Raw genomic sequence first — 25,666 nt, 5'->3', positions numbered from 1 at the left:
TACTTGGGTAGAATTGCCGTCATTGCACTGTCACGCCACGCCGCTTCCATCGAGAGCGGCGCGATTGCTTGTGCTCTGTCGCAGAGCCATCTGGAACCGAAGGAAAATGCCATGACCCCCACGAGTCGTTCCCTGAACACCATCCCCAGTCCTCTCTACCAGGCCTGGCAAGTGCTGCGCAACGAAGAGCCGCGCCTGCGTGCCCGTGATGCCGCCGAGCGCCTGGCCGTAAGCGAGGCCGAACTGGTCGCCAGCCGCCCGGCTGTCGATACCGTGCGCTTGCGCCCCGAATGGTCGGCGCTGCTGCCGGCGCTGGGCGAGCTGGGCTGCATCATGGCGCTGACCCGCAACGAGCATTGCGTACACGAGCGCAAGGGCTTCTACCGTGAGGTCTCGGTGATGGCCAACGGGCAGATGGGCCTGGTGGTTTCCGCAGACATCGACCTGCGTCTGTTCCTCGGTGGTTGGTCCAGCGTGTTCGCCGTGGCCGAAGAAACCGCCCGTGGTGCCCAACGCAGCATCCAGATCTTCGACAAGCAGGGCGTGGCGGTGCACAAGGTGTTCCTCACCGACAGCAGCGAAGTCGCCGCCTGGGCGCCGCTGGTCGAGCGCTTCCGTGCCGAGGAGCAGAGCGCCGAACTCGATCTGCAGCCGCTGCCGGCGGCCGAGCCGATCAAGGCCGATGGCGACATCGACGTCGCCAGCCTGCGTGAAGGCTGGTCGACCCTGAAGGACACCCACCACTTCTTCGCCCTGCTGAAGAAGCACGGTGCCGCGCGCACCCAGGCCCTGCGCCTGGCCGGCAGCGAATGGGCCGAGAAACTGGACACCGCCGAGCTGCCACGCCTGCTGGAAGCGGCGGGGGAGAAGGACATTCCGATCATGGTGTTCGTCGGCAACCGCCACTGCATCCAGATCCACAGCGGACCGGTGCAGAACCTGAAGTGGCTGGACACCTGGTTCAACGTGCTCGACCCGGAATTCAACCTGCACCTGAAAACGCCGGGCGTCACCGAGCTGTGGCGTGTGCGCAAGCCGAGCAGCGATGGCGTGATCACCAGTTGGGAAGCCTTCGATGCCGAGGGTGAACTGGTGGTACAACTGTTCGGCGCACGCAAGCCGGGTATTCCGGAACGCGAAGACTGGCGTGCCCTGGCCGAGACCGCCGCGGCGCTGTAAGCCGGCGAGTCGATCCCCGCGACGCCCCGCAACGAACGGGGCGTCGTTCTGCCTGAGCCTGAAGGAGTCGTAGGATGCGTGTTGCAGTTTCCCTTGCCGGCCTGTGCGCCGGTCTGTTCCTGAGTCATGCGGCGCTGGCCGCCGATGCGCTGCCGCAACGCTGGGTCAGTGCCGGCGGTTCGCTGAGCGAGTGGGTGGTCCTGCTCGGTGGCGAAGGCAAGCTGGTCGGCGTCGACACCACCAGCATGCACCCGGCCTCGCTGAAGGCGCTGCCGAGCATCGGCTATCAGCGTCAGCTGGCCGCCGAGGGCATCCTTTCGTTGCGCCCGGACCTGTTGCTGGGCACCGAAGAAATGGGCCCGCCGCCGGTGATCGAGCAGGTCAAGGCGGCTGGTGTGAAGGTCGAGTCGCTGCCGTCCAAGGCCGAGTTGCCGGTGCTCGAGCAGAACCTGCGTCGTATCGGCGAACTGCTGGGCGATGTGCCGCGGGCCGAGCAGACGTTTGCCGACTACCGCGCTCGCCTGGAACGTCAGGCGCAATGGGTCGAGCAGACGCAGAAGGCGCACAAGGCGCCGCGCGTTCTGCTGCTGCTCGGTCATGCCGGCAGCAACCCGATGGCCGCTGGCAAGGATACTGCCGCCGCCTGGGTGATCGAGCGTGCGGGCGGGCGGAACATCACCGAGCACGATGGCTACAAGGCGATCTCTACCGAGGCATTGGCCGCGCTCGACCCGGACGTGGTGGTGTTCGCCGATCGCCGTCTGACCGGCGAGGAGGCCAAGCAGGCGCTGCTCAAGCAGAACCCGGCGCTGGCCATGACCCGTGCCGGCAAGGATGGGCGCCTGCTGCCACTGGACCCGACCCTGCTGGTCGGTGGCCTGGGACCGCGCCTGCCTGACGGGGTGGCCGAGTTGTCCGCAGGCTTTTATCCTCAGGCTCCTGCCCTGACTGCGACAAGCCAGAACCAGCCATGACTTCAGCTGTACATACGCGCCCATTGTTCATCGCACTGGGCGTTCTGCTCGCGCTCGCCCTCTGGCTGTCGCTGGCGCTGGGCCCGGTCAGCCTGCCGCTGGGCGACACGTTGCGCGCCGCCTTGCGCCTGGCCGGCGTGCCGCTGGCGCCGGAAGGGCTGGAGCAGGCCGAGCTGATCCTCGGCCAGATCCGCTTGCCGCGCACCCTGCTCGGGCTGGCTGTCGGCGCCGTGCTGGCGCTGTCCGGGGTGGCGATGCAGGGCCTGTTCCGCAACCCGCTGGCTGACCCCGGTCTGGTCGGGGTCTCCAGTGGTGCAGCGCTCGGTGCGGCGATTGTCATTGTTGGCGGCGCGGCAATCGGCGGCCTGAACGAGTCGATCGCACCGTACCTGTTGTCCGCCTGCGCCTTCGCCGGTGGCCTGCTGGTGACCGCACTGGTCTACCGCCTCGGCAGCCGTGACGGGCAAACCAGCGTGGTGACCATGCTGCTCGCCGGTATCGCCCTGAATGCCCTGGCGTTCGCCTGCATCGGTCTGTTCACCTACCTGGCCGACGACGCCACCCTGCGCACCCTGACGTTCTGGAACCTCGGCAGTCTCAATGGTGCGAGTTACGCACGCCTGTGGCCGCTGCTGCTGGTGACGCTGGCTGTGGTGTGCTGGCTGCCGCGCCGGGCCAAGGCGCTGAACGCGCTGCTGCTCGGCGAGTCGGAGGCACGCCATCTGGGTTTCGAGGTCGAGCGGCTGAAGCGCGAGCTGGTGCTGTGCACCGCCCTCGGTGTTGGTGCCGCGGTGGCGGCCGCCGGTTTGATCGGCTTCATCGGCCTGGTGGTGCCGCACCTAGTGCGGCTGATCGCCGGCCCCGACCACCGCATCCTGCTGCCGGCTTCGGCATTGGCTGGCGCCAGCCTGCTGCTGTTCGCCGACCTCGCCGCGCGCCTGCTGCTGGCGCCCGCCGAGTTGCCGATCGGCATCGTTACCGCGCTGATCGGTGCACCGTTCTTCCTCTACCTGCTGCTGCGGGGGCGCACCCGATGACGCCTGTGAACGATTCGTTGCTGCGCGCCGAGAATTTGGTGGTGCAGCGCGGCACCCGCACCGTGCTGGATGGCGTCGACCTGCAGCTGCACGCCGGTGAAGTGCTCGGCGTGCTCGGCCCCAACGGCGCCGGCAAGAGCACCCTGCTCGACGTGCTGAGCGGCGAACTGCAACCGGCGCAGGGCACGGTCTGGCTGGGCGAGCGTCACCTCGGCGAGTGGCCGGGCGTGGAGCGTGCGCGGCGTCTGGCGGTGCTGCCGCAGAGTTCGACGCTGAGCTTTGCCTTCCCGGTCGAGGCGGTGGTCGGCATGGGCCGCTTGCCGCACGCCAGTGGCCAGGCGCGCGATGCGCAAATCGTCGCTGCTGCCCTGCAGGCGGCTGATGCCTCACACCTTGCTGGCAGGCGCTATACCGCGTTGTCCGGGGGCGAGCGCCAGCGCGTGCACCTGGCGCGGGTATTGGCGCAACTGTGGCCGGGTGCTGCCGGGCAGACCCTGCTGCTCGACGAGCCGACCTCGATGCTCGACCCGCTGCATCAACACACCACCTTGCGTGCGGTGCGCGAGTTTGCTGGGCATGGCGCGGCGGTGCTGGTGATCCTGCATGACCTCAACCTGGCGGCGCGATACTGCGACCGCCTGCTGCTCCTGCATGAAGGCCGCCCGCATGTGATCGGCAGCCCCGACGAGGTGCTCACCGCTGCGGCGCTGCACACGGTGTTCGGCCTGGAAGTGCTGATCCAGCGTCACCCCGAGCGCGACCATCCGCTGATCGTCGCGCGCTGAATGATCTTGCTGCGGGCGCCGGCGCCCGCCCATGAGGAACCCCATGCGTGTTGCCTTGCTGTGTTGTGCGCTGCTGCTGAGCGCCTGTCAGTCCACTGATCTACTGCCACCGCCCGCCTGGCTCAGCCCGGATGGGCGTGAACATGCCGAACTGGGGCAGATCCGCGACCTGCGCAGCGGCGAGCTGCTCAGCCCGCAGCAGTTGGTCGAGCGCCTGGCCGGCGCGCCTCGGGTGCTGGTCGGTGAACAGCACGACAACCCCGATCACCACGCCCTGCAGCTCTGGTTGTTGCGCAGCCTCACCACGCAGCGGGAGCAGGGCAGCCTGTTGCTGGAGATGCTCACGCCGGCGCAGCAGGCCAAGGTCGATGCCGCTCAGGTGCTCAGCCGCGACGGCCGGCAACCGGCGAACCTGATCGGCGCGCTGGCCTGGCAGAAGGGCTGGGACTGGTCCGTGTACGGGCCGCTGGTGAGCTACTCGCTGCGTCAGCCGTATCCGCTGCTCGCGGCCAATCTGGAGCGTGCCGAAATCATGCAGATCTATATGCAGAAGCCGGTGCTTGACGGTGCCGCGTCTACGGCGCCGGCGGTGCAGGAACGTCTGCTCGACGACATCCGCGAATCGCATTGCGGCCTGCTGCCAGATAGCCAGTTGCCGGCCATGCTCGCCGTGCAGCAGCAGCGTGATCGGCGCATGGCCGAACGTGTGCTGGCCGCACCACAGCCAGCGGTGCTGCTGGCCGGTGCCTTCCATGTGCGCAAGGACCAGGGGGTGCCGTTGCACCTGGCGGACCTGGGCGCGGGCGAGGGCACCGCCGTGCTGGTGCTGGCGGAAGTCGGCAAGCCGGTCGAGGCCGACAGTGCCGATTACGTCTGGTATACAGCAGCGTTGCCGCCGCAGGATCACTGCGCAAAATTGCGCCGCTAGCGCCTACTCGATCGCATCCCCCTGGGCGTCGCTGCTGCCGGGCTCCAGCAACTGCGCGCCCGGCCCCTGCGCCGCCAGCTGATCATGCTGATTGCGTAGCGGGCAGCTCTCCATCGACAGGCAGCCGCAGCCGATGCAGCCATCGAGTTGGTCGCGCAGGGCGGTGAGCTTCTCGATGCGCTGAGTGAGGTCGTCCCGCCATTGCTCTGATAACTGGCGCCAGTCGGCCGCGGTGGGCGCGCGGTCGGTGGGCAGGCGTTGCAGGGCGAGGTGAATGGTGGCCAGCGGGATGCCCAGGCGCTGGGCGATCTTGATCACCGCCACCCGGCGCAGCATGTCGCGGGCATAACGCCGTTGGTTGCCCGCATTGCGGCTGCTGTGGATCAGGCCCTTGCTTTCGTAAAAGTGCAGGGCGGTCACGGCGACGCCGCTGCGCTGTGCCAGTTGGCCGACGCTGAGCGCGGGTTGCGCACCATTCTTCGCTTTCATGAGAAACGCCTTGACCTCGAGTTAACTCGAGGTTTTACCGTGCCTGCCATCGCACCACAAGTGCACGGTTTAATAGAAGGAGAGTCTGCATGGCGACGCCCGCAAGCCAGCTGTGGTTTACCCAACTGATCGAGTTCGACGTTCAGCCAGCCTGGCAAAAGGCTTTGGTCGATGCGCTGGCGCTGCGCAGCGAGCGACTGGCCACGCGGCACGCTGGCCTGCTGGCGGCCAGTGTGCAGGCCAGTGAGGACGGTAACCGTGTCCTCCATTACCTGCAGTGGCGGTCACGTCAGGAGTGCGAGGCGGCCTGCGCCAGTTTCAATCAGGAGCCGTTCGTCGACCTGCTGCGTGAGCACCAGGCCAGGGGCGCGAACTTCTCCACGTTCCAGACGATCAGCAGCCTGGCGCGTGGCGATGACAGCGCGCTGCACTGTCAATTGCCGGGTCAATAAAAGTGGGAGTGGTCGCCCGCGCGAGCGCCGGACGACCTTCACGGGGGGCTTACTGCTTGGGCGGGACGACGCTGTTGCTCTGCGGCGGGCGCACCCCGATCTCGGCGCGCAGCTTGAGGGTTTCGCCGTTGCGCAGCACCTCGATGACGATGGTGTCGCCCGGCTTGGTCTGCGCCACCTGGTTCATTGAGCGGCGCCCGTCGGTGGCGGTTTCGCCGGCGATGTTGAGGATCAGGTCGCCCGGTTGCAGGCCGGCCTTCTGCGCCGGGCCGTCGCGATAGATGCCGGCGACGAGGATGCCGGCGCGGCCCTGCAGGTCGAAGGATTCGGCCAGCTCCGGGGTCAGCGGCTGCACCTCGATGCCCAGCCAGCCGCGGATCACCTGGCCGTGCTCGATGATCGCCTTCATCACCTCGGTGGCCAGCTTCACCGGGATGGCGAAGCCGATGCCCTGCGAGCCGCCGGACTTGGAGAAGATCGCGGTGTTGATGCCGATCAGGTTGCCGTGGGCATCGACCAGTGCGCCGCCGGAGTTGCCCGGGTTGATCGCCGCGTCGGTCTGAATGAAGTCTTCGTAGGTGTTGAGGCCCAGCTGGTTGCGCCCGGTGGCGCTGATGATGCCCATGGTCACGGTCTGGCCGACGCCGAACGGGTTACCGATGGCCAGGGTGACGTCGCCGATCTTGATCTGGTCGGAGCGGCCGAGGGTGATTGCTGGCAGGTTATCGATGTCGATCTTGAGCACCGCGAGGTCGGTCTCCGGGTCGCTGCCGATCACCCGTGCCAGGGTCTCGCGGCCATCCTTGAGCGCCACTACGATCTGGTCGGCGCCGGCGGTCACGTGGTTGTTGGTCAGCAGGTAGCCTTCCGGGCTCATGATCACCGCCGAGCCGAGGCTCGACTCCATGCGCCGCTGCTTGGGCAGGTTGTCGCCGAAGAAGCGGCGGAACATCGGATCATCGAACAGCGGGTTGGCGGATTTGTTGACCACCTTGGTGGTGTACAGGTTGGCCACCGCCGGCGCGGCAATACCGACCGCTTCGGCATAGGACACCGGGCCTTCCTGGGCGACACCGTAGCGCGGTACCTGACGCACGTGCACATCCTGGCTGGGCAGGCCAACCCATTGCGGGTAGCGCTGAATGATCAGCATCGCCAGCAACAGACCGGCCAGCAGGGGCCAGCCGAAGAAACGCAGGGCCTTGAACATCGATGGTGAATCCTGAGGGTTGCGAGGGCGCAGGGCGGCCCTTAAGGTGGCGGCATTATAGAGGGGCGCCGGGCAAGAAAGCAGCGCCTCCGAGCAGCTGTTTATGTGCGTTTGCGTCAGGCGTCGGCCCGCTGCCATTACCGCCTGGAACACCTGCACCGCCTTGTGAGGAATCCCCATGGCCATCGCCCTCAGCACCCTGGTCGAGGAAGCCGAGCGCTTTCTCAATGCCGCGCGGATCAACGACTACTGCCCCAACGGCCTGCAGGTCGAAGGTCGGCCGCAGGTGCGCCGTATCGTCAGCGGCGTGACCGCCAGCCAGGCGCTGGTGGATGCCGCGGTGGTGGCCGAGGCCGATGTGCTGCTGGTGCACCACGGCTACTTCTGGAAGGGCGAGGACGCGCGCATCACCGGGATGAAGCAGCGCCGCTTGAAGGCGCTGCTGAGCAACGACATCAGCTTGCTGGCCTATCACCTGCCGCTCGATGTGCACCCCGAGGTGGGCAACAACGTGCAGCTGGCGCGGCAGCTGGAGATCATCGTCGAAGGCCCGCTGGATCCGGACAACCCGCGCACCGTTGGCCTGCTCGGCTCGCTGGCCGAGCCGATGAGCCCGCGCGACTTTGCCCGCCGTGTGCAGCACGTGCTTGGCCGTGAGCCGTTGCTGGTGGAGGGCGAGGGGCTGGTGCAGAAAATCGGCTGGTGCAGCGGTGGCGGCCAGGGCTACATCGACCAGGCGATTGCCGCGGGTGTCGATCTGTACCTGACAGGCGAGGCCTCGGAGCAGACGTTCCACAGCGCGCGGGAGAACGGCATCAGTTTCATCGCCGCCGGCCACCACGCCACCGAGCGTTACGGCGTGCAGGCGCTGGGCGATTACCTGGCACGCCGTTTTGCCCTTGAACACCTGTTCATCGACTGCCCGAACCCGATTTGAAACGCTGAAAACACGGGTATAAAGCTAGATCGTTTCGATCTAAAAGGCTGCCTGAATAGAATAGGGTGCTGTGCTAGAGTGCGCGCTCGTCCACGGCCCGCCGGCCGTTCATTCCCAGATCTGTGATAAGCCATGCTCGACAAACTGACGCACCTGAAACAGCTCGAGGCGGAGAGTATCCACATCATTCGTGAAGTGGCCGCCGAGTTCGACAACCCGGTGATGCTGTATTCCATCGGTAAAGATTCCGCCGTGATGCTGCACCTGGCGCGCAAGGCGTTCTTCCCCGGCAAGCTGCCGTTCCCGGTCATGCACGTGGACACGCGCTGGAAATTCCAGGAGATGTACAGCTTCCGCGAGAAGATGGTCAAAGAATATGGCCTGGACCTGATCACCCACACCAATCCCGATGGCGTGGCGCAGGACATGAACCCCTTCACCTACGGCAGCGCCAAGCACACTGACGTGATGAAGACCGAGGGCCTCAAGCAGGCGCTGGATAAGTACGGCTTCGACGCCGCCTTCGGTGGCGCACGCCGCGACGAAGAGAAGTCGCGTGCCAAAGAGCGCGTGTATTCCTTCCGCGACAGCAAGCACCGCTGGGACCCGAAGAACCAGCGTCCCGAGCTGTGGAACGTGTACAACGGCAACGTCAAGAAGGGCGAGTCGATCCGCGTCTTCCCGCTGTCCAACTGGACCGAGCTGGATATCTGGCAGTACATCTATCTGGAGCAGATCCCGATCGTGCCGCTGTACTTCGCCGAAGAGCGCGAAGTAATCGAGATGAACGGCGCGCTGATCATGATCGACGACGAGCGCATCCTCGAACACCTCACCCCTGAGCAGAAAGCCAGCATCCACAAGAAGATGGTGCGCTTCCGTACCCTGGGCTGCTACCCGCTGACTGGCGCCGTAAAGTCCACCGCCAGCACCCTGCCGGAAATCATTCAGGAAATGCTGTTGGCCAAAACCTCTGAGCGCCAAGGCCGAGTCATCGACCATGACTCTTCCGGTTCGATGGAAGAGAAGAAACGTCAGGGGTACTTTTAATATGTCGCACCAATCCGAACTGATCAGCGAGGACATCCTCGCCTACCTGGCCCAGCACGAACGTAAAGAGCTGCTGCGTTTCCTGACGTGCGGCAACGTCGACGACGGCAAGAGCACCCTGATCGGCCGCCTGCTGCATGACTCCAAGATGATCTATGAAGACCATCTGGATGCCATCACCAAAGATTCGAAGAAAGTCGGCACCACCGGTGAAGACATCGACCTGGCGCTGCTGGTCGATGGTCTGCAGGCCGAGCGCGAGCAAGGCATCACCATCGACGTGGCGTACCGCTACTTCAGCACCACCAAGCGCAAGTTCATCATCGCCGACACCCCCGGCCATGAGCAGTACACCCGCAACATGGCGACCGGCGCGTCCAACTGCGACCTGGCGATCATCCTGATCGACGCCCGTTACGGCGTGCAGACCCAGACCAAGCGCCACAGCTTCATTGCGTCGCTGCTAGGCATCAAGCACATCGTCATCGCCGTCAACAAGATGGACCTCAAGGGCTTCGATCAGGGCGTGTTCGAGCAGATCAAGAGCGATTACCTGGCGTTCGTTGAAGGCATTGCCTTCAAGCCAAGTTCGATGCACTTCGTGCCGATGTCGGCCCTGAAGGGCGACAACGTGGTGAACAAGAGCGAGCAGTCGCCCTGGTACACCGGCCAGTCGCTGATGGAAATCCTCGAGACCGTGGAAGTCGCTGGCGACCGCAACTTCGCCGACCTGCGTTTCCCGGTGCAGTACGTCAACCGGCCGAACCTGAACTTCCGCGGCTTCGCCGGCACCCTGGCCAGCGGCATCGTGCGCAAGGGCGACGAAATCATCGCCCTGCCGTCGGGCAAGGGCAGCAAGGTCAAGTCCATCGTCACCTTCGAAGGTGAGCTGGAGCAGGCCGGTCCGGGCCAGGCGATTACCCTGACCCTGGAAGACGAGATCGACGTCTCCCGCGGCGACATGCTGGTGCATGCCGACAACCGTCCGCAGGTGGTCGACAGCTTCGACGCCATGCTGGTGTGGATGGCTGAGGAGCCGATGCTGCCGGGCAAGAAATACGACATCAAACGCGCCACCAGCTACGTGCCGGGCTCGATTGCCAGCATCGCCCATCGCGTCGATGTGAACACCCTGGAAGAGGGCGCCGCGAGCAGCCTGCAGCTCAACGAGATCGGCAAGGTCAAGGTCGCCCTGGATGCGCCGATTGCCCTCGACGGCTACGCGCACAACCGCACCACCGGTGCCTTCATCGTCATCGATCGCCTGACCAACGGCACTGTCGGCGCCGGCATGATCATCGCCGAGCCTGTTGGCGCTGGCGGTAGCACTCATCACGGCGAGCTGGCCCATGTGTCGACCGAAGAGCGTGCCGTGCGCTTCGGCCAGCAACCGGCCACCGTGCTGTTCAGCGGCCTGTCCGGCGCCGGCAAGAGCACCCTGGCCTACGCCGTCGAACGCAAGCTGTTCGACATGGGCCGTGCCGTGTATGTGCTGGATGGCCAGAACCTGCGTCACGACCTGAACAAGGGCCTGCCGCAGGATCGTGCCGGGCGTACCGAGAACTGGCGCCGTGCCGCCCACGTGGCGCGTCAGTTCAACGAAGCCGGCCTGCTGACCCTGGCCGCGTTCGTCGCCCCGGATGCCGAAGGCCGCGAGCAGGCCAAGGCGCTGATCGGCAACGATCGCCTGATCACCGTCTACGTCCAGGCTTCGCCGCAGGTCTGCGCCGAGCGTGACCCGCAGGGCCTGTATGCCGCCGCTGGCGACAACATTCCCGGTGAGTCCTTCCCGTACGACATCCCGCTGAATGCCGATCTGGTGATCGACACCCAGAGCGTGTCGGTGGAAGAGGGCGTGAAGCTGGTGCTGGATACGCTGCGTAGCCGCGGCGCGATCTAAGAACCTGTCTCGGATCTCTTGATCGTCGGCCCTGCTGCGTTGAAATCGGGCTCGGACTGCTCATTTACACCTCGTAAACTGCGCGTCCTCGCCCGATTTCGCCTTGCCTGGCTCTAGCTCAAAAGACCCGAAACAGGTTCTAGGCTGTACTAGTCGAAAGCCCCGCCCAAGCGGGGCTTTTTTGTGCGTGCCAGGTTCTGCTCTGTGATGTGGCCGGGCAATAAAAAGCCCCGCATCGGCGGGGCTCTTTCATGCAGCGGACAATCAGCGCTTGAGGCCGAAGGTCTCGTCCAGCGTGCCCGGTGCGTCGGCGGCTTTCGGCGCGTAGTCCTTGGGCATTTCGTTGTTCTTCGGCGGAGTCAGGCGTTCGCGTTTCTCGCTGCCGTCATCGACGTGCAGGGCGGCGAGCAGGCGCTGGCGCGTGAGTTCGTCGAGGGCCAGGCGGTTGGCGCCATCGGACAGGTGTTCCTGCACTTCCTGGTAGCTCTGGGTGAGTTTCTTCACCAGGCTGGCGGTTGTGTTGAAATGGGTCACCACTTCGCTCTGGTAGGAATCGAAGCGCTGCTGCATATCGTCGAGCTGGCGCTGGGTGCGATTGGGTGCGGCATTGGGCAGCAGGCGCGCCAGTACAAAGCCGATGGCAACACCGGCCAGCAGGGCGATGGCGGTGAGCAACCAGGGCGTTATCGTCTGTTCCACGAGTCCTTCCTCTCTAAACGGCTTTGCTTTACGGTAACGGCTCTAACCCGAGCTGTATACCGCACATAAGGCGTGTTGTGCGTTGTGCTTAACCAAGACGTGTCGACCTGATGCAAGGTCACGGAGTTCCCGCAGTTGATCCGCGAAACCCCTCTCTTCCTCGATGGCCCCAGTGGCCCGCTCGAAGCCCTCTATCTGGACGTCCCCGACGCCCGCGGTGTGGTGCTGATCTGCCACCCCAACCCGGTGCAGGGCGGCACCATGCTGAACAAGGTCGTGTCGACGCTGCAGCGCGCGGTGCGTGACATGGGCTTCAGCACGCTACGCTTCAACTACCGTGGCACCGGGGCCAGTGCCGGCAGCCACGACATGGGCACCGGCGAGGTGGATGACGCCGAAGCCGCCGCGAGCTGGCTGCGTGCCCAGCACCCGCAGCTGCCGCTGACCCTGTGCGGCTTTTCTTTCGGCGGCTTCGTCGCCGCAGCGCTCGCCGGGCGCCTGGAAAACCAGGGCGTGGCGGTCGACAAGCTGTTCATGGTCGCGCCTGCCGTGCAGCGCCTGCAGGCACCCGAGCACCTGCCCGAGCAGGTGACGCTCACCGTGATCCAGCCCGAGCAGGACGAGGTGATCGACCCCGAGGTGGTGTACGCCTGGTCCGCCGCGTTGCAACGTCCCCACGAACTGCTGAAAGTGGCAGAATGCGGCCACTTTTTTCACGGCAAGCTGCCCGAGTTGAAAGACTTGGTGCAGCCGCGACTCTGAGCCTGTTGATGATTTGCTGCGCGTCGGCCATGCGGCGTTAAAAACAGGCTAGGAATGCTCATTTACCAAAGTAAACTCCGCTTCCTCGCCTGTTTTTGCCTTGCATGGCTCTAGCTCGCGAAATCCTAAACAGGCTCAACAGCGATAGCGAAAAATGACCACCCGAATTCTGACTGGCATCACCACCACCGGCACGCCGCACCTGGGCAACTACGCCGGTGCGATTCGCCCGGCCATCGTCGCCAGCCGCGCCGCCGACGCCGACTCCTTCTATTTCCTCGCCGACTACCACGCACTGATCAAGTGCGACGAGCCGGCGCGTATCCAGCGCTCGCGCCTGGAGATTGCGGCGACCTGGCTGGCCTGTGGTCTGGACGTGGACAAGGCAACCTTCTACCGCCAGTCCGACATCCCCGAGATTCCCGAGCTGTGCTGGCTGCTGACCTGCGTCGCCGGCAAAGGCCTGCTCAACCGCGCGCATGCCTACAAGGCTTCGGTGGACAAGAACATCGAGCAGGGCGAAGACCCGGATGCCGGCATCACCATGGGCTTGTTCAGCTACCCGGTGCTGATGGCGGCGGACATCCTCATGTTCAATGCGCACAAGGTGCCGGTCGGCCGCGACCAGATCCAGCACGTGGAGATGGCCCGCGACATCGGCCAGCGCTTCAACCATCTGTTCGGTGCCGGCAAGGAATTGTTCACCCTGCCTGAGGCGGTGATCGAGGCAGAAGTGGCGACCCTGCCCGGCCTCGACGGGCGCAAGATGAGCAAGAGCTACGACAACACCATTCCGCTGTTCGGCTCGGCCAAGCAGCTCAAGGACGCGATCGCCCGCATTGTCACCGACTCGCGCCTGCCGGGTGAGGCGAAAGACCCGGACAACTCGCACCTGTTCACCCTGTACCAGGCTTTCGCCACGCCGGCGCAGCAGGCCGAGTTCCGTGCCGAGCTGCAGGGCGGTCTGGCCTGGGGCGAGGCGAAGAATCGCCTGTTCCAGCTGCTCGACAACGAGCTGGGCGAGGCCCGTGAGCGCTACCACACGCTGATCGAAAAGCCGGCCGACCTGGAAGATATTCTCCTCGCCGGTGCCGCCAAGGCCCGCAAGACCGCCACCCCGTTCCTCGGTGAGCTGCGTGAAGCGGTTGGTCTGCGTTCGTTCCGCAGCCAGGCGCAGAGCGCCGATGGCGGCAAGAAAAAAGCGGCGAAAAGCGCCCGTTTCGTCAGCTTCCGCGACGAGGACGGCAGCTTCCGTTTCCGTCTGCTGGATGCTGCTGGCGAGCAGTTGCTGCTGTCGAAATCCTTTGCCGACGGCAAGGTCGCGGGTCAGGCCAGCAAGCGCCTGCAGGCCGGCGAAGAACTGGATGTACGCGAGCAAGGTGAAGGCTTCGGCCTGTGGCTGGATGGCGAGCTGATTGGTGAAAGCCCGGCCTTCGCCGATGCTGCTGCGCGCGAGGCCGGCATCGCCCGCCTGCGCGACGCGCTCGCTGTGCAGGAGTGAACCGCGCGCCACGCCTTGACCGGCGCGGCGCTCGCGATACAGCGTGATTGCCAAGCAACGGGGCCGTCGCTAAAGTGACCGCCCCGTTTTTGTTACCGAATTTCCCATCATGACTCCTCTTGAGCGCTACCAGGCCGACCTGAAGCGGCCGGACTTCTTTCACGACGCCGCCCAGGAAACTGCCGTGCGTCACCTGCAGCGTCTGTATGACGACCTGATCGCCGACACCCCGAGCAAGGGGTTGTTTGGCGGCCTGTTCGCCAAGAAGCGCCAGGGGCCGGTCAAGGGCTTGTACTTCTGGGGTGGGGTCGGCCGCGGCAAGACTTACCTGGTCGATACCTTCTTCGATGCACTGCCGTTCGAGCAGAAGGTGCGCACGCACTTCCACCGCTTCATGAAGCGTGTGCACGAAGAAATGCGGACGCTCAAGGGCGAGAAGAACCCGCTGACCATCATCGGCAAGCGCTTTGCCGACGAGGCGCGGGTGATCTGTTTCGACGAGTTCTTCGTTTCCGACATTACCGACGCGATGATCCTGGCGACCCTGCTCGAGGAGCTGTTCAAGAACGGCGTGACCCTGGTCGCCACCTCGAACATCGTGCCCGATGGCCTGTACAAGGATGGCCTGCAGCGCTCGCGCTTCCTGCCGGCGATCGCCCTGGTCAAGCAACACACCGAAGTGGTCAACGTCGACAGCGGGGTCGATTACCGCCTGCGCGCGCTGGAGCAGGCCGAGCTGTTCCACTGGCCGCTGGATAACGACGCCGAAGCCAGCCTGCAGAAGAGCTTCAAGAGCCTGCTGCCGGACTGCACCCACGCGGTGGAGAACGAGGCGCTGATGATCGAGAACCGCGCGATCAACGCCGTGCGCGTCTGCGAGGATGTGGCCTGGTTCGAGTTCCGCGAGCTGTGCGACGGCCCGCGCAGCCAGAACGACTACATCGAGCTGGGCAAGATCTTCCACGCGGTGATCCTGGCCAACGTCGAGCAGATGGGCGTGGCCAAGGACGACATGGCGCGGCGCTTCATCAACCTAGTGGACGAGTTCTACGACCGCAACGTCAAGCTGATCATTTCGGCCGAAGTGGAACTCAAGGACCTGTACACCGGCGGCCGCCTGGAGTTCGAGTTCCAGCGCACCCTCAGCCGCCTGCTGGAGATGCAGTCACACGAGTTTCTCTCGCGCCCGCACAAGCCGTAAGCGCACGTGGCGAACAGCAAAAAGGGTTGCCAGTCGGCAACCCTTTTTCGTTGTGGCGCGCTGTCTTCAGGCGGCGCCGCTCTTCAGCTGTTGTTGTCCTTGTGCAGGAACTGCCGGCGGTACTGGTTGGGCGACAGTTCGGCGTGCTGGCGGAACAGGCGGGCGAAGAAGCTCGCATCGTCATAGCCGACTTCGTAGCTGATGGTCTTGATGCTCTTGCGCGTCGAGCTGAGCAGACTTTTTGCCGTCTCGATGCGCAGGCGCTGCAGGTAGTGCAGTGGCTTGTCGCCCGTGGCGGCCTGGAAGCGGCGCATGAAGTTGCGGATGCTCATGCCGTGTTCGCGGGCCACGTCCTCGATGCGGAACTTCTCCGCAAAGTGCTCTTCCAGCCAGTGCTGCACCTGCAGGATGGCCACGTCCTGGTGCAGTTTCTGCCCGCCGAAACCGATGCGTCCCGGGCTGTAGCTGCGCTGGGTTTCGTAGAGGATGTCGCGCGCCACGCCCTGGGCCACGGTGGCGCCGCAGTAGCGCTCGATCAGGTAGATGTACATGTCGCAGGCCGAGGTGACACCGCCGGCGCAGTACAGGTTGTCGGCGTCGGAAATGTGCTTGTCCTGGTTCAGCAACACCTTGGGAAAGCGCTCGGCGAACTCGCGGAAAAAGCGCCAGTAGGTGGTCGCTTCCTTGCCGTCGAGCAGGCCGGTCTCGGCCATCCAGAACACCCCGGTGGCTTCGCCGCAGATCGAGGCACCGGCGTCGTGCTGTTCGCGCAGCCAGGTGGTGATCTGCGGGTGGCGCCGGCGCAGGGCATCGAAGTCACCCCAGAACGCCGGCAGGATAATCACGTCGGCCGGCTCCAGGCTGCCGTCGACCTGGATGTTGGCCTGGCTGAAACTGGTCACGTCGATGCCGTCCGGGCTGACCACACGGATCTGGAAGTTGGTCGCCTGATCCAGGCCCTGCTGCTTGCTGTAGCGCATGCCGGCCATGTGGAAGAAGTCGCGGGCCTGCATCAGGGTGGCCGCGAACACGCCCTCGGTGGCGAGAATGCAGATACGGGTAATCGGTGTCGCTGAAGGCATGGTCGTGTTCTTGTTTTCTTGTTAGTGGTGAAACGGTCATTCAGTGGCTGGATCGTCTTATTTTTTGGCGCATGTGTCCAGTGTCCGCGCATTCTTGGTGGCCTAGAGTAGAGGCCATCCAATGACCCCACAGATGCAGGTACAACAATGATTCCAAGAACCCTGTTCAGTCACGAGCACGAGCAGTTTCGCGAGTCGGTGCGGAAATTCTTCGAGCAGGAGGCGGTGCCGTTCCACGCCCAGTGGGAAAAGGACGGCCATATCGACCGCGCGTTGTGGAACAAGGCGGGCGAGGCCGGCATGCTTTGCTCGCATCTGCCGGAAGAGTACGGCGGCATGGCCGCGGACTTCCTCTACAGCGCCGTGGTGATCGAGGAGCAGTCGCGCCTGGGTCTGAGCGGTATTGGCTTCTCCCTGCACTCGGACATCGTCGCGCCCTACATCCTTCATTACGGCAGCGAGGAGCAGAAGCTCAAGTACCTGCCCAAGCTGGTCAGCGGCGAGCTGGTGACCGCCATTGCCATGACCGAGCCGGGGACCGGCTCCGACCTGCAGGGGGTGAAGACCACCGCCGTGCTGGATGGCGACGAGTACGTGATCAACGGCTCGAAGACCTTCATCACCAACGGCTTTCTCGCCGACCTGGTGATCGTCGTCGCCAAGACCGATGCCAAGGCCGGTGCGAAGGGCATCAGTCTGTTCCTGGTCGAAGCCAATACCCCGGGCTTCGCCAAGGGCAAGCGCCTGGAGAAGGTCGGCATGAAGGCCCAGGACACCTCCGAGCTGTTCTTCCAGGACGTGCGCGTGCCCAAGGAAAACCTACTGGGCAAGGACGGCATGGGCTTCGTCTACCTGATGCAGGAATTGCCGCAGGAGCGCCTGACCGTGGGCGTTGGCGCCATCTCCTCGGCCGAGGCGGCGCTCAAGTGGACGCTGGACTACACCCGTGAGCGCAAGGCCTTCGGCAAGCCCGTCGCCGACTTCCAGAACACCCGATTCAAACTGGCGGAAATCGCCACCGAAGTGCAGATCGGCCGCGTGTTCGTCGACCGCTGCCTGGAGCTGCACCTGCAGAAGAAGCTCGATGTGCCGACCGCGGCGATGCTCAAGTACTGGGGCACCGACCTGCAGTGCAAGGTGCTCGACGAGTGCGTGCAGCTGCATGGTGGCTACGGCTATATGTGGGAATATCCGGTGGCCCGTGCCTGGGCGGACTCGCGGGTGCAGCGCATCTATGCCGGCACCAACGAGATCATGAAAGAAATCATCTCCCGCTCGCTGTAACGCCCCTCGGTTCGCCTGCGGTCGGCGCGGGCGAACCAGTCTCTCTGCGCATCGGTCTACCGGTCCTGATCTAGGGCTCGAGCGACCGATGCACACTTCGCCATTCACCGACTGGGACGGTACCGCGCAACAGGCGCGCGTGCTGCAGCGCACGCTGGCCGAGCGCGTGGTGCTGGAGGATGACTTCGCGCCGCTGCGGGTCATCGCCGGTGTGGATGTCGGCTTCGAGGAGCAGGGCCGCGTCACCCTGGCCGCCGCCGTGCTGCTCGACGCCGAGTCCCTGCAGTTGATCGGTCACAGCGTGGCGCGTATCCCCACCAGCATGCCGTACGTGCCGGGGCTGCTGTCCTTTCGCGAGCTGCCGGCGTTGCTGCAGGCATTGCAGGCGCTGCCACAGGTGCCTGATCTGATCTATTGCGACGGACTGGGCATTGCCCATCCGCGGCGGCTGGGTATCGCCTCGCACCTGGGCGTGGTGACGGGGCTGCCGACCATCGGCGTGGCCAAGAGCATCCTTGTCGGCAGCCATGAGGAGCTGCCGCAGGAGAAGGGCGCGCGTGTGCCGCTCAAGCATACGGGCGAGCAGGTCGGCTGGATGCTGCGCAGCAAGGATCGGGTCAAGCCACTGATTGTCTCGCCCGGGCATCGCGTCAGCCTGGATACGGCGGTCGAGTTGGTCGCGAGCTGCTGTCGCGGCTATCGGCTGCCCGAACCGACCCGTCTGGCGGATCGCCTGGCTTCGCGACGTGGGGCGATGCCGGCGCCGCTAACGAGCACGCCGGACTTGTTCGGCTGACGATCAGGGGGCCGGGTTGGGCTGCTCGCGGTGAATCGCCTCGATGCCGTCAAGCACATCCTGGCTGAGCGTCAGGCCGACGCTGCCGAGGTTGCTGTCGAGCTGTGCGAGCGTGGTGGCACCGATGATGTTGCTGGTCACGAACGGCTGCGCGGTGACGTAGGCCAGGGCCATCTGCGCCGGGTCCAGGCCGTGCTCACGGGCGAGCGCGACGTAGCGTGCACAGGCTGCTTGCGATTGCGGGTTGGTGTAGCGGGTGAAGCGGCTGAACAGGGTGATGCGGCCATCGGCCGGGCGCGCGCCGTTGTCGTACTTGCCGGAGAGCATGCCGAATGCCAGCGGCGAGTAGGCCAGCAGGCCGCACTGTTCGCGAATCGCCACTTCCGCCAAGCCCACTTCGAAACTACGGTTGAGCAGGTTGTAGGGGTTCTGGATCGAGACCATGCGCGGCAGGTCGTGATGCTCGGCCAGTTGCAGGAAGCGCATGGCGCCCCAGGCCGTTTCGTTGGACAGGCCGATGTGGCGGATCTTGCCGGCCTTGACCTGTTCGCCCAGTGCTTCGAGGGTTTCCAGCAGCGGGGTGAAGTCCTGCTCCTGGTGGCGATAACCGAGCTGGCCGAAGAAGTTGGTGCTGCGCTCCGGCCAGTGCAGCTGGTAGAGGTCGATCCAGTCGGTCTGCAGGCGCTGCAGGCTGGCGTCCAGAGCGGCGGCGATGTGCGCGCGGTTGTGCTTGAGCTGGCCGCCGCGAATGTAGTCGATGCCGTTGCCGGGGCCGGCGACCTTGCTGGCGAGCACCCAGTCGGCACGGTCGCCGCGGGCCTTGAAGTAGTTGCCGACGATGCGCTCGGTGGCGCCGTAGGTCTCGGCTTGCGGTGGCACCGGGTACATTTCTGCGGTGTCGAGGAAGTTGATACCCGCGACCTTGGCGCGGTCGATCTGGCTGAAGCCTTCGGCCTCGGTGTTCTGCTTGCCCCAGGTCATGCTGCCCAGGCACAGGGCGCTGACCTTGAGATCGCTGCGGCCCAGTTGACGGTATTCCATGCGCATTCCTCGGTTCTGGAAAAAGAACCGATCATAAAGCAGGTTGCTATTTTTTCAGCAAACGGCATAATTCCGCGGCTCTCTCGATGGCACGCCTAGCCAGAGCGAGAGAGAAGGTGGGGATGCCTAGCCCGCCGAAAACCCCCGCCTTAGCGGACGCGCTGACCCGAGCCCCCGATAGCGTCTCTGTCTTCTGGCGTCTTTGACTTGTCAAAGCAAGCACCATTCAGTAAGATCCGCCGTCTTATTTTCAGGGCGGCCCCTGAGGCTATAGCGAATGAAGACTTTTACTGCAAAACCCGAAACCGTTAAGCGCGACTGGTACATCGTCGACGCTGCTGGCAAGACCCTGGGTCGTCTGGCCACCGAAATTGCAAGCCGTCTGCGTGGCAAGCACAAAGCGGAATACACCCCGCACGTTGATACTGGCGACTACATCGTCGTCATCAACGCCGAGCAGGTGCGTGTGACCGGTGCCAAGACCACCGACAAAATCTACTACTCGCACTCCGGTTTCCCGGGTGGCATCAAGGAAATCAACTTCGAGAAGTTGATCGCCAAAGCTCCCGAGCGCGTGATCGAGACCGCGGTCAAGGGCATGCTGCCGAAAAACCCGCTGGGTCGCGACATGTATCGCAAGCTGAAAGTGTACAAGGGTGCTGTTCACCCACACACTGCTCAGCAGCCCCAAGAACTGAAGATTTAACGGAATAGTTCATTATGTCGGCGACTCAAAATTACGGCACTGGCCGTCGCAAGACTGCAACCGCTCGCGTCTTCCTGCGTCCGGGTACTGGCAACATCTCCATCAACAATCGCACCCTAGATACCTTCTTCGGTCGCGAAACCGCTCGCATGGTCGTGCGTCAGCCGCTTGAGCTGACCGAAACCACCGAGAAGTTCGACATCTACGTCACCGTTCTCGGTGGTGGTGTCAGCGGTCAGGCCGGTGCGATCCGCCACGGCATCACCCGCGCTCTGATGGACTACGACGAATCGCTGCGTCCGGCTCTGCGTAAAGCAGGCTTCGTGACTCGCGATGCTCGTGAAGTTGAACGTAAGAAGGTTGGTCTGCGCAAAGCGCGTAAGCGTCCGCAGTACTCCAAGCGTTAATTCGCTGCTACGTTCAAAGGCGCCCAGTTTCCTTTTTGGAACTGGGCGTTTTTTATGGGTGTATGGTTGGCATGCGACAACGTGCCGCATTTGCGAATGCCGCGCCGGGCAAGGCTTCCGGGCAATTTGTATCCGGTAATTACCTTGTCAGAAAAGGGGCTTTTCTTTACCATTCGGCAAATTTTGTGCGGCTAGAAAATTACCTAGTAGAGGCCTGACCACAGGCCACAAAGCTGATGGGAGACGACTGAATGAGCAATGACGGCGTGAATGCAGGCCGGCGTCGCTTCCTGGTAGCAGCCACATCCGTGGTGGGTGCTGCCGGAGCGGTGGGTGCTGCGACTCCGTTCGTGGGGTCATGGTTCCCCAGTGCCAAGGCCAAGGCCGCTGGTGCACCGGTGAAAGTGAATATTGGCAAGATCGAGGCTGGTCAGCAGATGATTGCTGAATGGCGTGGTCAGCCGGTGTTCATCGTTCGCCGGACTGAGGAAATCCTGACCAATCTGGGCAAGATCGAGGGCAGTGTCGCTGACCCGGAATCTGCTGCATCCGTGCAGCCGGAATACGTGGACAAGAAAACCCGTTCGATCAAGCCCGAGCTGCTGGTGCTGGTCGGCCTGTGCACCCACCTGGGTTGCTCGCCGTCCTTCCGTCCGGAAGTGGCGCCTGCCGATCTCGGCGCCGAGTGGGTTGGCGGTTATTTCTGCCCGTGCCACGGTTCCCGTTACGATCTCGCCGGCCGCGTCTACAAGGCCCAGCCTGCGCCCTTGAACCTGCCGGTACCGCCGCACTCGTACGAGTCGGATGACGTGATTGTCGTCGGCGTGGACCAGGAGAAGGCATGATGAATAAGTTCATGGAATGGGTCGATGCGCGCTTCCCCGCGACCAAGATGTGGGAAGACCATCTCAGCAAGTATTACGCCCCGAAGAACTTCAACTTCTTCTACTTCTTCGGCTCCCTGGCACTGCTGGTGCTGGTCAACCAGATCCTCACCGGTGTCTGGCTGACCATGAGCTTCACGCCGTCGGCTGAAGAGGCGTTCGCCTCCGTCGAATACATCATGCGTGACGTGGAATTCGGCTGGCTGATTCGCTACCTGCACTCCACTGGCGCTTCGGCGTTCTTCGTCGTGGTCTATCTGCACATGTTCCGTGGCCTGCTCTACGGTTCGTACCAGAAGCCGCGCGAGCTGGTGTGGATCTTCGGCATGCTGATCTACCTGTGCCTGATGGCCGAAGCCTTCATGGGCTACCTGCTGCCATGGGGTCAGATGTCCTACTGGGGCGCCCAGGTGATCATCTCGCTGTTCGGTGCCATCCCGGTCATCGGCGACGACCTGACCCAGTGGATCCGCGGTGACTACCTGATTTCCGGCATTACCCTGAACCGCTTCTTCGCCTTGCACGTGATCGCGCTGCCGATCGTGCTGCTCGGCCTGGTCGTGCTGCACATCCTGGCGCTGCACGAAGTCGGTTCGAACAACCCGGACGGCGTCGACATCAAGAAGCACAAGGACGAGAACGGCATCCCGCTCGACGGCATCGCTTTCCACCCGTACTACTCGGTGAAAGACATCGTCGGTGTGGTGGTCTTCCTGTTCGTCTTCTGCTCGATCGTGTTCTTCTTCCCGGAGATGGGTGGTTACTTCCTCGAGAAGCCGAACTTCGAACAGGCCAACCCGTTCAAGACGCCTGAGCACATCGCACCGGTCTGGTACTTCACACCGTTCTACGCGATTCTGCGCGCCGTTCCGGACAAGCTGCTCGGCGTAATCGCCATGGGCGCTGCCATCGCCGTACTGTTCGTCCTGCCATGGCTCGACCGCAGTCCGGTCAAGTCGATGCGCTACAAAGGCTGGCTGAGCAAGATCTGGCTGCTGGTGTTCTGCGTGTCCTTCGTGATCCTCGGCGTGCTTGGCGTGCTGGCTCCGACTCCGGGCCGTACCCTGCTGTCGCAGATCTGCACCGCGCTGTATTTCGCCTACTTCATCCTGATGCCGTTCTACACCAGGATGGAGAAGACCAAACCGGTTCCGGAAAGGGTGACTGGCTGATGAAAAAGCTATTTGCTGCATTTGTTATTGCTGCGCTGCCAGCCCTCTCTTTCGCTGCAGGCGGTCACGATGTACACCTGGATCAGGTCGATATCGACCTGACCGACAAGGCTGCATTGCAAGATGGTGCACGTACCTTCGCCAACTACTGCATGGGCTGCCACAGTGCCAAGTTCCAGCGTTACGAGCGTGTTGCCGATGACATCGGCATCCCGCACGAGCTGATGCTGGAAAACCTGGTGTTCACCGGCGTGAAAATCGGTGAGCACATGCAGATCGGCATGAAGCCGTCCGATGCCAAGACCTGGTTCGGTGCGGCGCCGCCTGATCTGACCCTGGTTGCTCGCGTGCGTGGCACCGATTGGCTGTACAGCTATCTGCGTGCGTTCTACGAAGATCCGACTCGTCCATGGGGCGTGAACAACAAAGTCTTCCCGAACGTCGGCATGCCCAACGTGCTGGTCGGCCTGCAAGGTCGTCAGGTTGTCGGTTGCAAGCAGGTTCAAGTCGTCGAAGACGGCAAGAAGCAGTATGACCCGCTGACCGGCGCGCCGATCACTCACGAAGCCTGTGATCAGCTGACCGTGCTGCCGAAGACCGGCAAGCTGAGCGAGGCCGAGTTCGACGACAAGGTCAAGAATCTGGTGACCTTCCTGGCGTACTCTGCCAACCCGGTCAAGCTGGAAAGTCAGCGCATCGGCACCTACGTGCTGCTGTACCTGGCCTTCTTCTTCGTATTCGCCTATCTGCTGAAGCGTGAATACTGGAAGGACGTGCACTGACAATTCGCGTTACCGCTGTCGACGCACGCGCCCATTTCGGGCGCGTGCGTTTTTCTGTTTCTGCAATTTCGTTAAACCTGGAGGGGCATCATGGCCGCACCAAATAAGTTGGCCTGCTATTCCGACCCCACCGACCACTATTCCCATCGCGTGCGTCTGGTACTCGCCGAGAAGGGCGTGAGTGCCGAGATAATCGACGTGGCCGCGGGTCGTTGCCCGCCACAGCTTGCCGAAGTGAATCCCTACGGTAGCTTGCCGACGCTGGTCGATCGCGACCTGGCGTTGTACGAGTCGACCGTGGTGATGGAGTACCTCGACGAGCGTTACCCGCATCCACCGCTGTTGCCGGTCTATCCGGTGGCGCGCGCCAATAGTCGCCTGTTGATGCATCGCATCCAGCGTGACTGGTGCAATCTGGTGGACCTGATCCTCGACCCGCGCAGCAAGGAGCCCGCCCGTGTTCAGGCGCGCAAGGAATTGCGTGAGAGCCTGACCGGTGTTTCGCCGCTGTTCGCCGACAAGGCGTTTTTCCTCAGCGAAGAACTGAGTCTGGTAGATTGCTGTCTATTGCCAATCCTCTGGCGCCTGCCGCTGCTGGGTATCGAGCTGCCGCGCCCGGCCAAGCCGCTGCTCGACTACATGGAGCGCCAGTTCGCCCGCGCAGGGTTCCAGGCCAGTCTGTCCGCTGTCGAACGTGACATGCGTTAACCCGGGAGGTCGCCCACTATGAATTCCAGTCGTCCGTACCTGGTACGAGCTCTCTACGAATGGATCGTCGATAACGACTGCACGCCGCACCTGTTGGTCAATGCCGAATATGACGGCGTGCGCGTGCCGGCCGGTTTCGCCAATGACGGGCAGATCGTCCTCAACGTGTCGCCCAGTGCCGTGCGCAACCTGCACATGGACAACGAGGCGGTAAGTTTCGAGGGGCGCTTCGGTGGCGTGCCGCACGCGCTGTTCATCCCGGCGGGGGCGATGCTGGCGATCTATGCACGCGAGAACGGCCAGGGCATGGTCTTCGAGCTGGAACCGCCAGTCGACGAGGAGGATATCGACGGCCCGGATGACGATGGTCCGTCCGGTGGCGAGCCGCCACGACCCAGTGGGCGCCCCAGTCTGAAAGTGGTGCGCTAGAAACGAAAAAGGCGATCCGAATGGATCGCCTTTTTACTGCCTGCGAAACGGCTTCAGTTGGTGTACTGGAACAGCTTCACGATGCGTTGCACGCCAGAGACGCTCTGCACCACGGCAGTGGCTGCGGCGCCCTCGTTGCGGGTGACCAGGCCAAGCAGGTAGACGATGCCGTTCTCGGTCACCACCTTGATGCGCGAGCTGGGCACGCTGCTGTCGAAGAGCATCTGTGCCTTGACCTTGGTAGTCAGTGCGGCGTCGTTGCTGCGGGCCAGTGCGGAGCTCGGCTGCAGCACCTGCAGTTCGTTGTGCACCTTGCGCACACCGCGCACGTTGCGCGCGGTCTGCTCGGCCTTTTCCTTGAGCTCGGCGCGCGGGGTCTGGCCGGCCAGGAGGATCACGCCGTTGTAGGCGGTGACCACCACGTGCGAGGTGGGGCTGGTCAGGTCGGCATGGGCGCTGGAAATCGCCGAGCGCACATCGGGCTCGATGAACTGGTCATCGATCTTGTTGCCCAGGCTGCGGTTGCTGCAGGCGCCGAGCAGCAGGCTGACAGCAAGGGTGGCCAGAATCAGCGGATTGCGGATCATTCTTCACTCCCGAACAGTTGGCGGTCGATCAGGTCGCACAGGCAGTGGATAGCCAGCAGGTGCACTTCCTGAATGCGTGCGGTGACCTTGGAAGGCACGCGAATTTCCACATCTTCCGGTAGCAGCAGCGAGGCCATGCCACCACCGTCGCGGCCGGTCAGAGCTACGACAATCATTTCGCGATCGTGTGCGGCCTGGATCGCCTGAATCACGTTGGCCGAGTTGCCGCTGGTGGAGATGGCCAGCAATACGTCGCCGGGCTGGCCCAGGGCGCGAATCTGCTTGGAAAAGATTTCGTTGTAGCTGTAGTCGTTGGCGATCGAGGTGATGGTCGAGCTGTCGGTGGTCAGCGCAATGGCTGGCAGGCTCGGGCGTTCACGCTCGAAGCGGTTGAGCAGCTCGGAGGAAAAGTGCTGTGCGTCGCCGGCCGAGCCGCCGTTACCACAGGTGAGAATCTTGTGGTCGTGGAGCAGGGCTTCGACCATGACCTGGCTGCCATGTTCGATGAACGGGACCAGCACTTCCACGGCCTGCAGCTTGGTGTCGATGCTGGCCTGGAACATCTGGCGAATTCGGGATTGCATGTCCATCGGGTAAAACCTTCAGTGTGCGGGCTGCGCCGGCCTGGTTGGTAAAGGAGTATCGCTGGGTGGGCGCAATGCCACCGGTGGCCGGGTCGATGTC

General features: G+C 63.6%; 28 protein-coding genes. 21 read left to right on the top strand and 7 right to left on the bottom strand.

All coding sequences use genetic code 11. The features are described from left to right. The first annotated feature begins 111 nt into the window (after nt 1-111). The 5 genes from IB229_RS05525 (at nt 112) to IB229_RS05505 (ending at nt 4,903) form a co-directional block, all read left to right on the top strand. On the top strand, nt 112-1,179 hold the full coding sequence (locus IB229_RS05525; protein ID WP_192325751.1) for a hemin-degrading factor: 1,068 nt from the start codon (nt 112-114) through the stop codon (nt 1,177-1,179). A 74-nt stretch (nt 1,180-1,253) separates the two neighbouring features. Then, on the top strand, nt 1,254-2,153 hold the full coding sequence (locus IB229_RS05520) for a heme/hemin ABC transporter substrate-binding protein (protein ID WP_192325749.1): 900 nt from the start codon (nt 1,254-1,256) through the stop codon (nt 2,151-2,153). Further along, complete coding sequence (locus IB229_RS05515; RefSeq protein ID WP_192325747.1) at nt 2,150-3,190, top strand: FecCD family ABC transporter permease; 1,041 nt, start codon at nt 2,150-2,152, stop codon at nt 3,188-3,190. The genes IB229_RS05520 and IB229_RS05515 overlap by 4 nt, the downstream gene beginning before the upstream one ends. Nucleotides 3,191-3,207: 17 nt before the next feature. Further along, a complete protein-coding gene (locus IB229_RS05510) occupies nt 3,208-3,975 on the top strand; it encodes a heme ABC transporter ATP-binding protein (protein ID WP_192329274.1) in 768 nt (255 codons plus the stop codon). Nucleotides 3,976-4,018: 43 nt separating this feature from the next. Beyond that, nucleotides 4,019-4,903: a ChaN family lipoprotein gene (locus IB229_RS05505; RefSeq protein WP_192325745.1), complete on the top strand. Its 885-nt coding sequence runs from the start codon at nt 4,019-4,021 to the stop codon at nt 4,901-4,903. A 3-nt stretch (nt 4,904-4,906) separates the two neighbouring features. Here the strand turns inward: IB229_RS05505 and soxR are convergent, their stop codons facing one another. After that, nucleotides 4,907-5,392: a redox-sensitive transcriptional activator SoxR gene (gene soxR / locus IB229_RS05500; RefSeq protein ID WP_192325743.1), complete on the bottom strand. Its 486-nt coding sequence runs from the start codon at nt 5,390-5,392 to the stop codon at nt 4,907-4,909. 89 nt (nt 5,393-5,481) lie between these two features. Between soxR and IB229_RS05495 the strand changes: the two genes are divergently transcribed. Then, on the top strand, nt 5,482-5,844 hold the full coding sequence (locus IB229_RS05495) for an antibiotic biosynthesis monooxygenase (protein WP_192325741.1): 363 nt from the start codon (nt 5,482-5,484) through the stop codon (nt 5,842-5,844). Nucleotides 5,845-5,893: 49 nt separating this feature from the next. Here the strand turns inward: IB229_RS05495 and algW are convergent, their stop codons facing one another. Then, nucleotides 5,894-7,054 carry a Do family serine endopeptidase AlgW gene (gene algW / locus IB229_RS05490; protein ID WP_192325740.1) on the bottom strand — a complete coding sequence of 387 codons (1,161 nt, stop codon included), beginning with the start codon at nt 7,052-7,054 and terminating at the stop codon, nt 5,894-5,896. A gap of 178 nt (nt 7,055-7,232) precedes the next feature. Between algW and IB229_RS05485 the strand changes: the two genes are divergently transcribed. The 3 genes from IB229_RS05485 to cysN all read left to right on the top strand — a co-directional run bounded on the left by IB229_RS05485 (nt 7,233) and on the right by cysN (nt 10,941). Further along, nucleotides 7,233-7,991: a Nif3-like dinuclear metal center hexameric protein gene (locus tag IB229_RS05485; RefSeq protein ID WP_192325738.1), complete on the top strand. Its 759-nt coding sequence runs from the start codon at nt 7,233-7,235 to the stop codon at nt 7,989-7,991. 132 nt (nt 7,992-8,123) lie between these two features. Beyond that, nucleotides 8,124-9,041, top strand: coding sequence for a sulfate adenylyltransferase subunit CysD (gene cysD / locus IB229_RS05480; RefSeq protein WP_192325736.1), 918 nt, complete (start codon nt 8,124-8,126; stop codon nt 9,039-9,041). Nucleotide 9,042: 1 nt separating this feature from the next. Further along, nucleotides 9,043-10,941 (top strand): sulfate adenylyltransferase subunit CysN, encoded by a 1,899-nt coding sequence (gene cysN, locus IB229_RS05475; RefSeq protein ID WP_192325734.1) that lies wholly within the window; start codon nt 9,043-9,045, stop codon nt 10,939-10,941. Nucleotides 10,942-11,205: 264 nt separating this feature from the next. Here cysN and IB229_RS05470 read toward each other — a convergent pair whose 3' ends face one another. Further along, nucleotides 11,206-11,640, bottom strand: coding sequence for a YhcB family protein (locus IB229_RS05470; RefSeq protein WP_192325732.1), 435 nt, complete (start codon nt 11,638-11,640; stop codon nt 11,206-11,208). A gap of 138 nt (nt 11,641-11,778) precedes the next feature. On the opposite strand from IB229_RS05470, the gene IB229_RS05465 reads away from it, so the two are divergent. The 3 genes from IB229_RS05465 to zapE all read left to right on the top strand — a co-directional run bounded on the left by IB229_RS05465 (nt 11,779) and on the right by zapE (nt 15,104). Beyond that, nucleotides 11,779-12,402, top strand: a complete 624-nt coding sequence (locus tag IB229_RS05465) for an alpha/beta hydrolase (protein WP_192329272.1) — start codon at nt 11,779-11,781, stop codon at nt 12,400-12,402. Between the two features lie 154 nt (nt 12,403-12,556). Then, complete coding sequence (locus tag IB229_RS05460) at nt 12,557-13,903, top strand: tryptophan--tRNA ligase (protein ID WP_192325730.1); 1,347 nt, start codon at nt 12,557-12,559, stop codon at nt 13,901-13,903. A 109-nt stretch (nt 13,904-14,012) separates the two neighbouring features. Then, a complete protein-coding gene (zapE, locus tag IB229_RS05455; protein WP_192325728.1) occupies nt 14,013-15,104 on the top strand; it encodes a cell division protein ZapE in 1,092 nt (363 codons plus the stop codon). A gap of 83 nt (nt 15,105-15,187) precedes the next feature. Here zapE and IB229_RS05450 read toward each other — a convergent pair whose 3' ends face one another. Beyond that, nucleotides 15,188-16,186 (bottom strand): GlxA family transcriptional regulator, encoded by a 999-nt coding sequence (locus IB229_RS05450; RefSeq protein ID WP_192325726.1) that lies wholly within the window; start codon nt 16,184-16,186, stop codon nt 15,188-15,190. Nucleotides 16,187-16,333: 147 nt separating this feature from the next. Between IB229_RS05450 and IB229_RS05445 the strand changes: the two genes are divergently transcribed. After that, entirely contained in the window at nt 16,334-17,470 is a 1,137-nt protein-coding gene (locus IB229_RS05445) for an acyl-CoA dehydrogenase family protein (protein ID WP_192325724.1), read from the top strand. A gap of 88 nt (nt 17,471-17,558) precedes the next feature. Then, on the top strand, nt 17,559-18,266 hold the full coding sequence (gene nfi / locus IB229_RS05440; RefSeq protein WP_192325722.1) for a deoxyribonuclease V: 708 nt from the start codon (nt 17,559-17,561) through the stop codon (nt 18,264-18,266). Nucleotides 18,267-18,269: 3 nt separating this feature from the next. Here the strand turns inward: nfi and IB229_RS05435 are convergent, their stop codons facing one another. Then, on the bottom strand, nt 18,270-19,307 hold the full coding sequence (locus IB229_RS05435; protein ID WP_192325719.1) for an NADP(H)-dependent aldo-keto reductase: 1,038 nt from the start codon (nt 19,305-19,307) through the stop codon (nt 18,270-18,272). A gap of 277 nt (nt 19,308-19,584) precedes the next feature. Here IB229_RS05435 and rplM point away from each other — a divergent pair, with 277 nt between their 5' ends. From rplM to IB229_RS05400, 7 genes are all read left to right on the top strand, one after another. Further along, entirely contained in the window at nt 19,585-20,013 is a 429-nt protein-coding gene (gene rplM, locus IB229_RS05430; RefSeq protein ID WP_192325717.1) for a 50S ribosomal protein L13, read from the top strand. A gap of 14 nt (nt 20,014-20,027) precedes the next feature. Then, nucleotides 20,028-20,420, top strand: coding sequence for a 30S ribosomal protein S9 (gene rpsI, locus IB229_RS05425; RefSeq protein WP_192325715.1), 393 nt, complete (start codon nt 20,028-20,030; stop codon nt 20,418-20,420). Nucleotides 20,421-20,671: 251 nt separating this feature from the next. After that, nucleotides 20,672-21,265 (top strand): ubiquinol-cytochrome c reductase iron-sulfur subunit, encoded by a 594-nt coding sequence (gene petA / locus IB229_RS05420; RefSeq protein ID WP_192325713.1) that lies wholly within the window; start codon nt 20,672-20,674, stop codon nt 21,263-21,265. Beyond that, on the top strand, nt 21,265-22,476 hold the full coding sequence (locus tag IB229_RS05415) for a cytochrome b (protein ID WP_192329270.1): 1,212 nt from the start codon (nt 21,265-21,267) through the stop codon (nt 22,474-22,476). Before petA ends, IB229_RS05415 begins: the two co-directional genes overlap by 1 nt. Then, nucleotides 22,476-23,258, top strand: coding sequence for a cytochrome c1 (locus IB229_RS05410; RefSeq protein ID WP_192325711.1), 783 nt, complete (start codon nt 22,476-22,478; stop codon nt 23,256-23,258). The genes IB229_RS05415 and IB229_RS05410 overlap by 1 nt, the downstream gene beginning before the upstream one ends. Before the next feature lie 90 nt (nt 23,259-23,348). Further along, on the top strand, nt 23,349-23,966 hold the full coding sequence (locus tag IB229_RS05405) for a glutathione S-transferase N-terminal domain-containing protein (RefSeq protein WP_192325708.1): 618 nt from the start codon (nt 23,349-23,351) through the stop codon (nt 23,964-23,966). Nucleotides 23,967-23,984: 18 nt separating this feature from the next. Next, entirely contained in the window at nt 23,985-24,395 is a 411-nt protein-coding gene (locus tag IB229_RS05400) for a ClpXP protease specificity-enhancing factor (RefSeq protein ID WP_192325706.1), read from the top strand. A gap of 53 nt (nt 24,396-24,448) precedes the next feature. Here IB229_RS05400 and IB229_RS05395 read toward each other — a convergent pair whose 3' ends face one another. After that, on the bottom strand, nt 24,449-24,982 hold the full coding sequence (locus IB229_RS05395; RefSeq protein ID WP_192325704.1) for a BON domain-containing protein: 534 nt from the start codon (nt 24,980-24,982) through the stop codon (nt 24,449-24,451). Beyond that, nucleotides 24,979-25,572: a phosphoheptose isomerase gene (locus tag IB229_RS05390; protein ID WP_192325702.1), complete on the bottom strand. Its 594-nt coding sequence runs from the start codon at nt 25,570-25,572 to the stop codon at nt 24,979-24,981. Before IB229_RS05390 ends, IB229_RS05395 begins: the two co-directional genes overlap by 4 nt. Nucleotides 25,573-25,666 lie beyond the last annotated feature (94 nt).

This window comes from Pseudomonas sp. PDM14, from assembly GCF_014851905.1.
Lineage (GTDB): Bacteria > Pseudomonadota > Gammaproteobacteria > Pseudomonadales > Pseudomonadaceae > Aquipseudomonas.
This window is presented reverse-complemented; position numbering and strand designations above follow the sequence as displayed.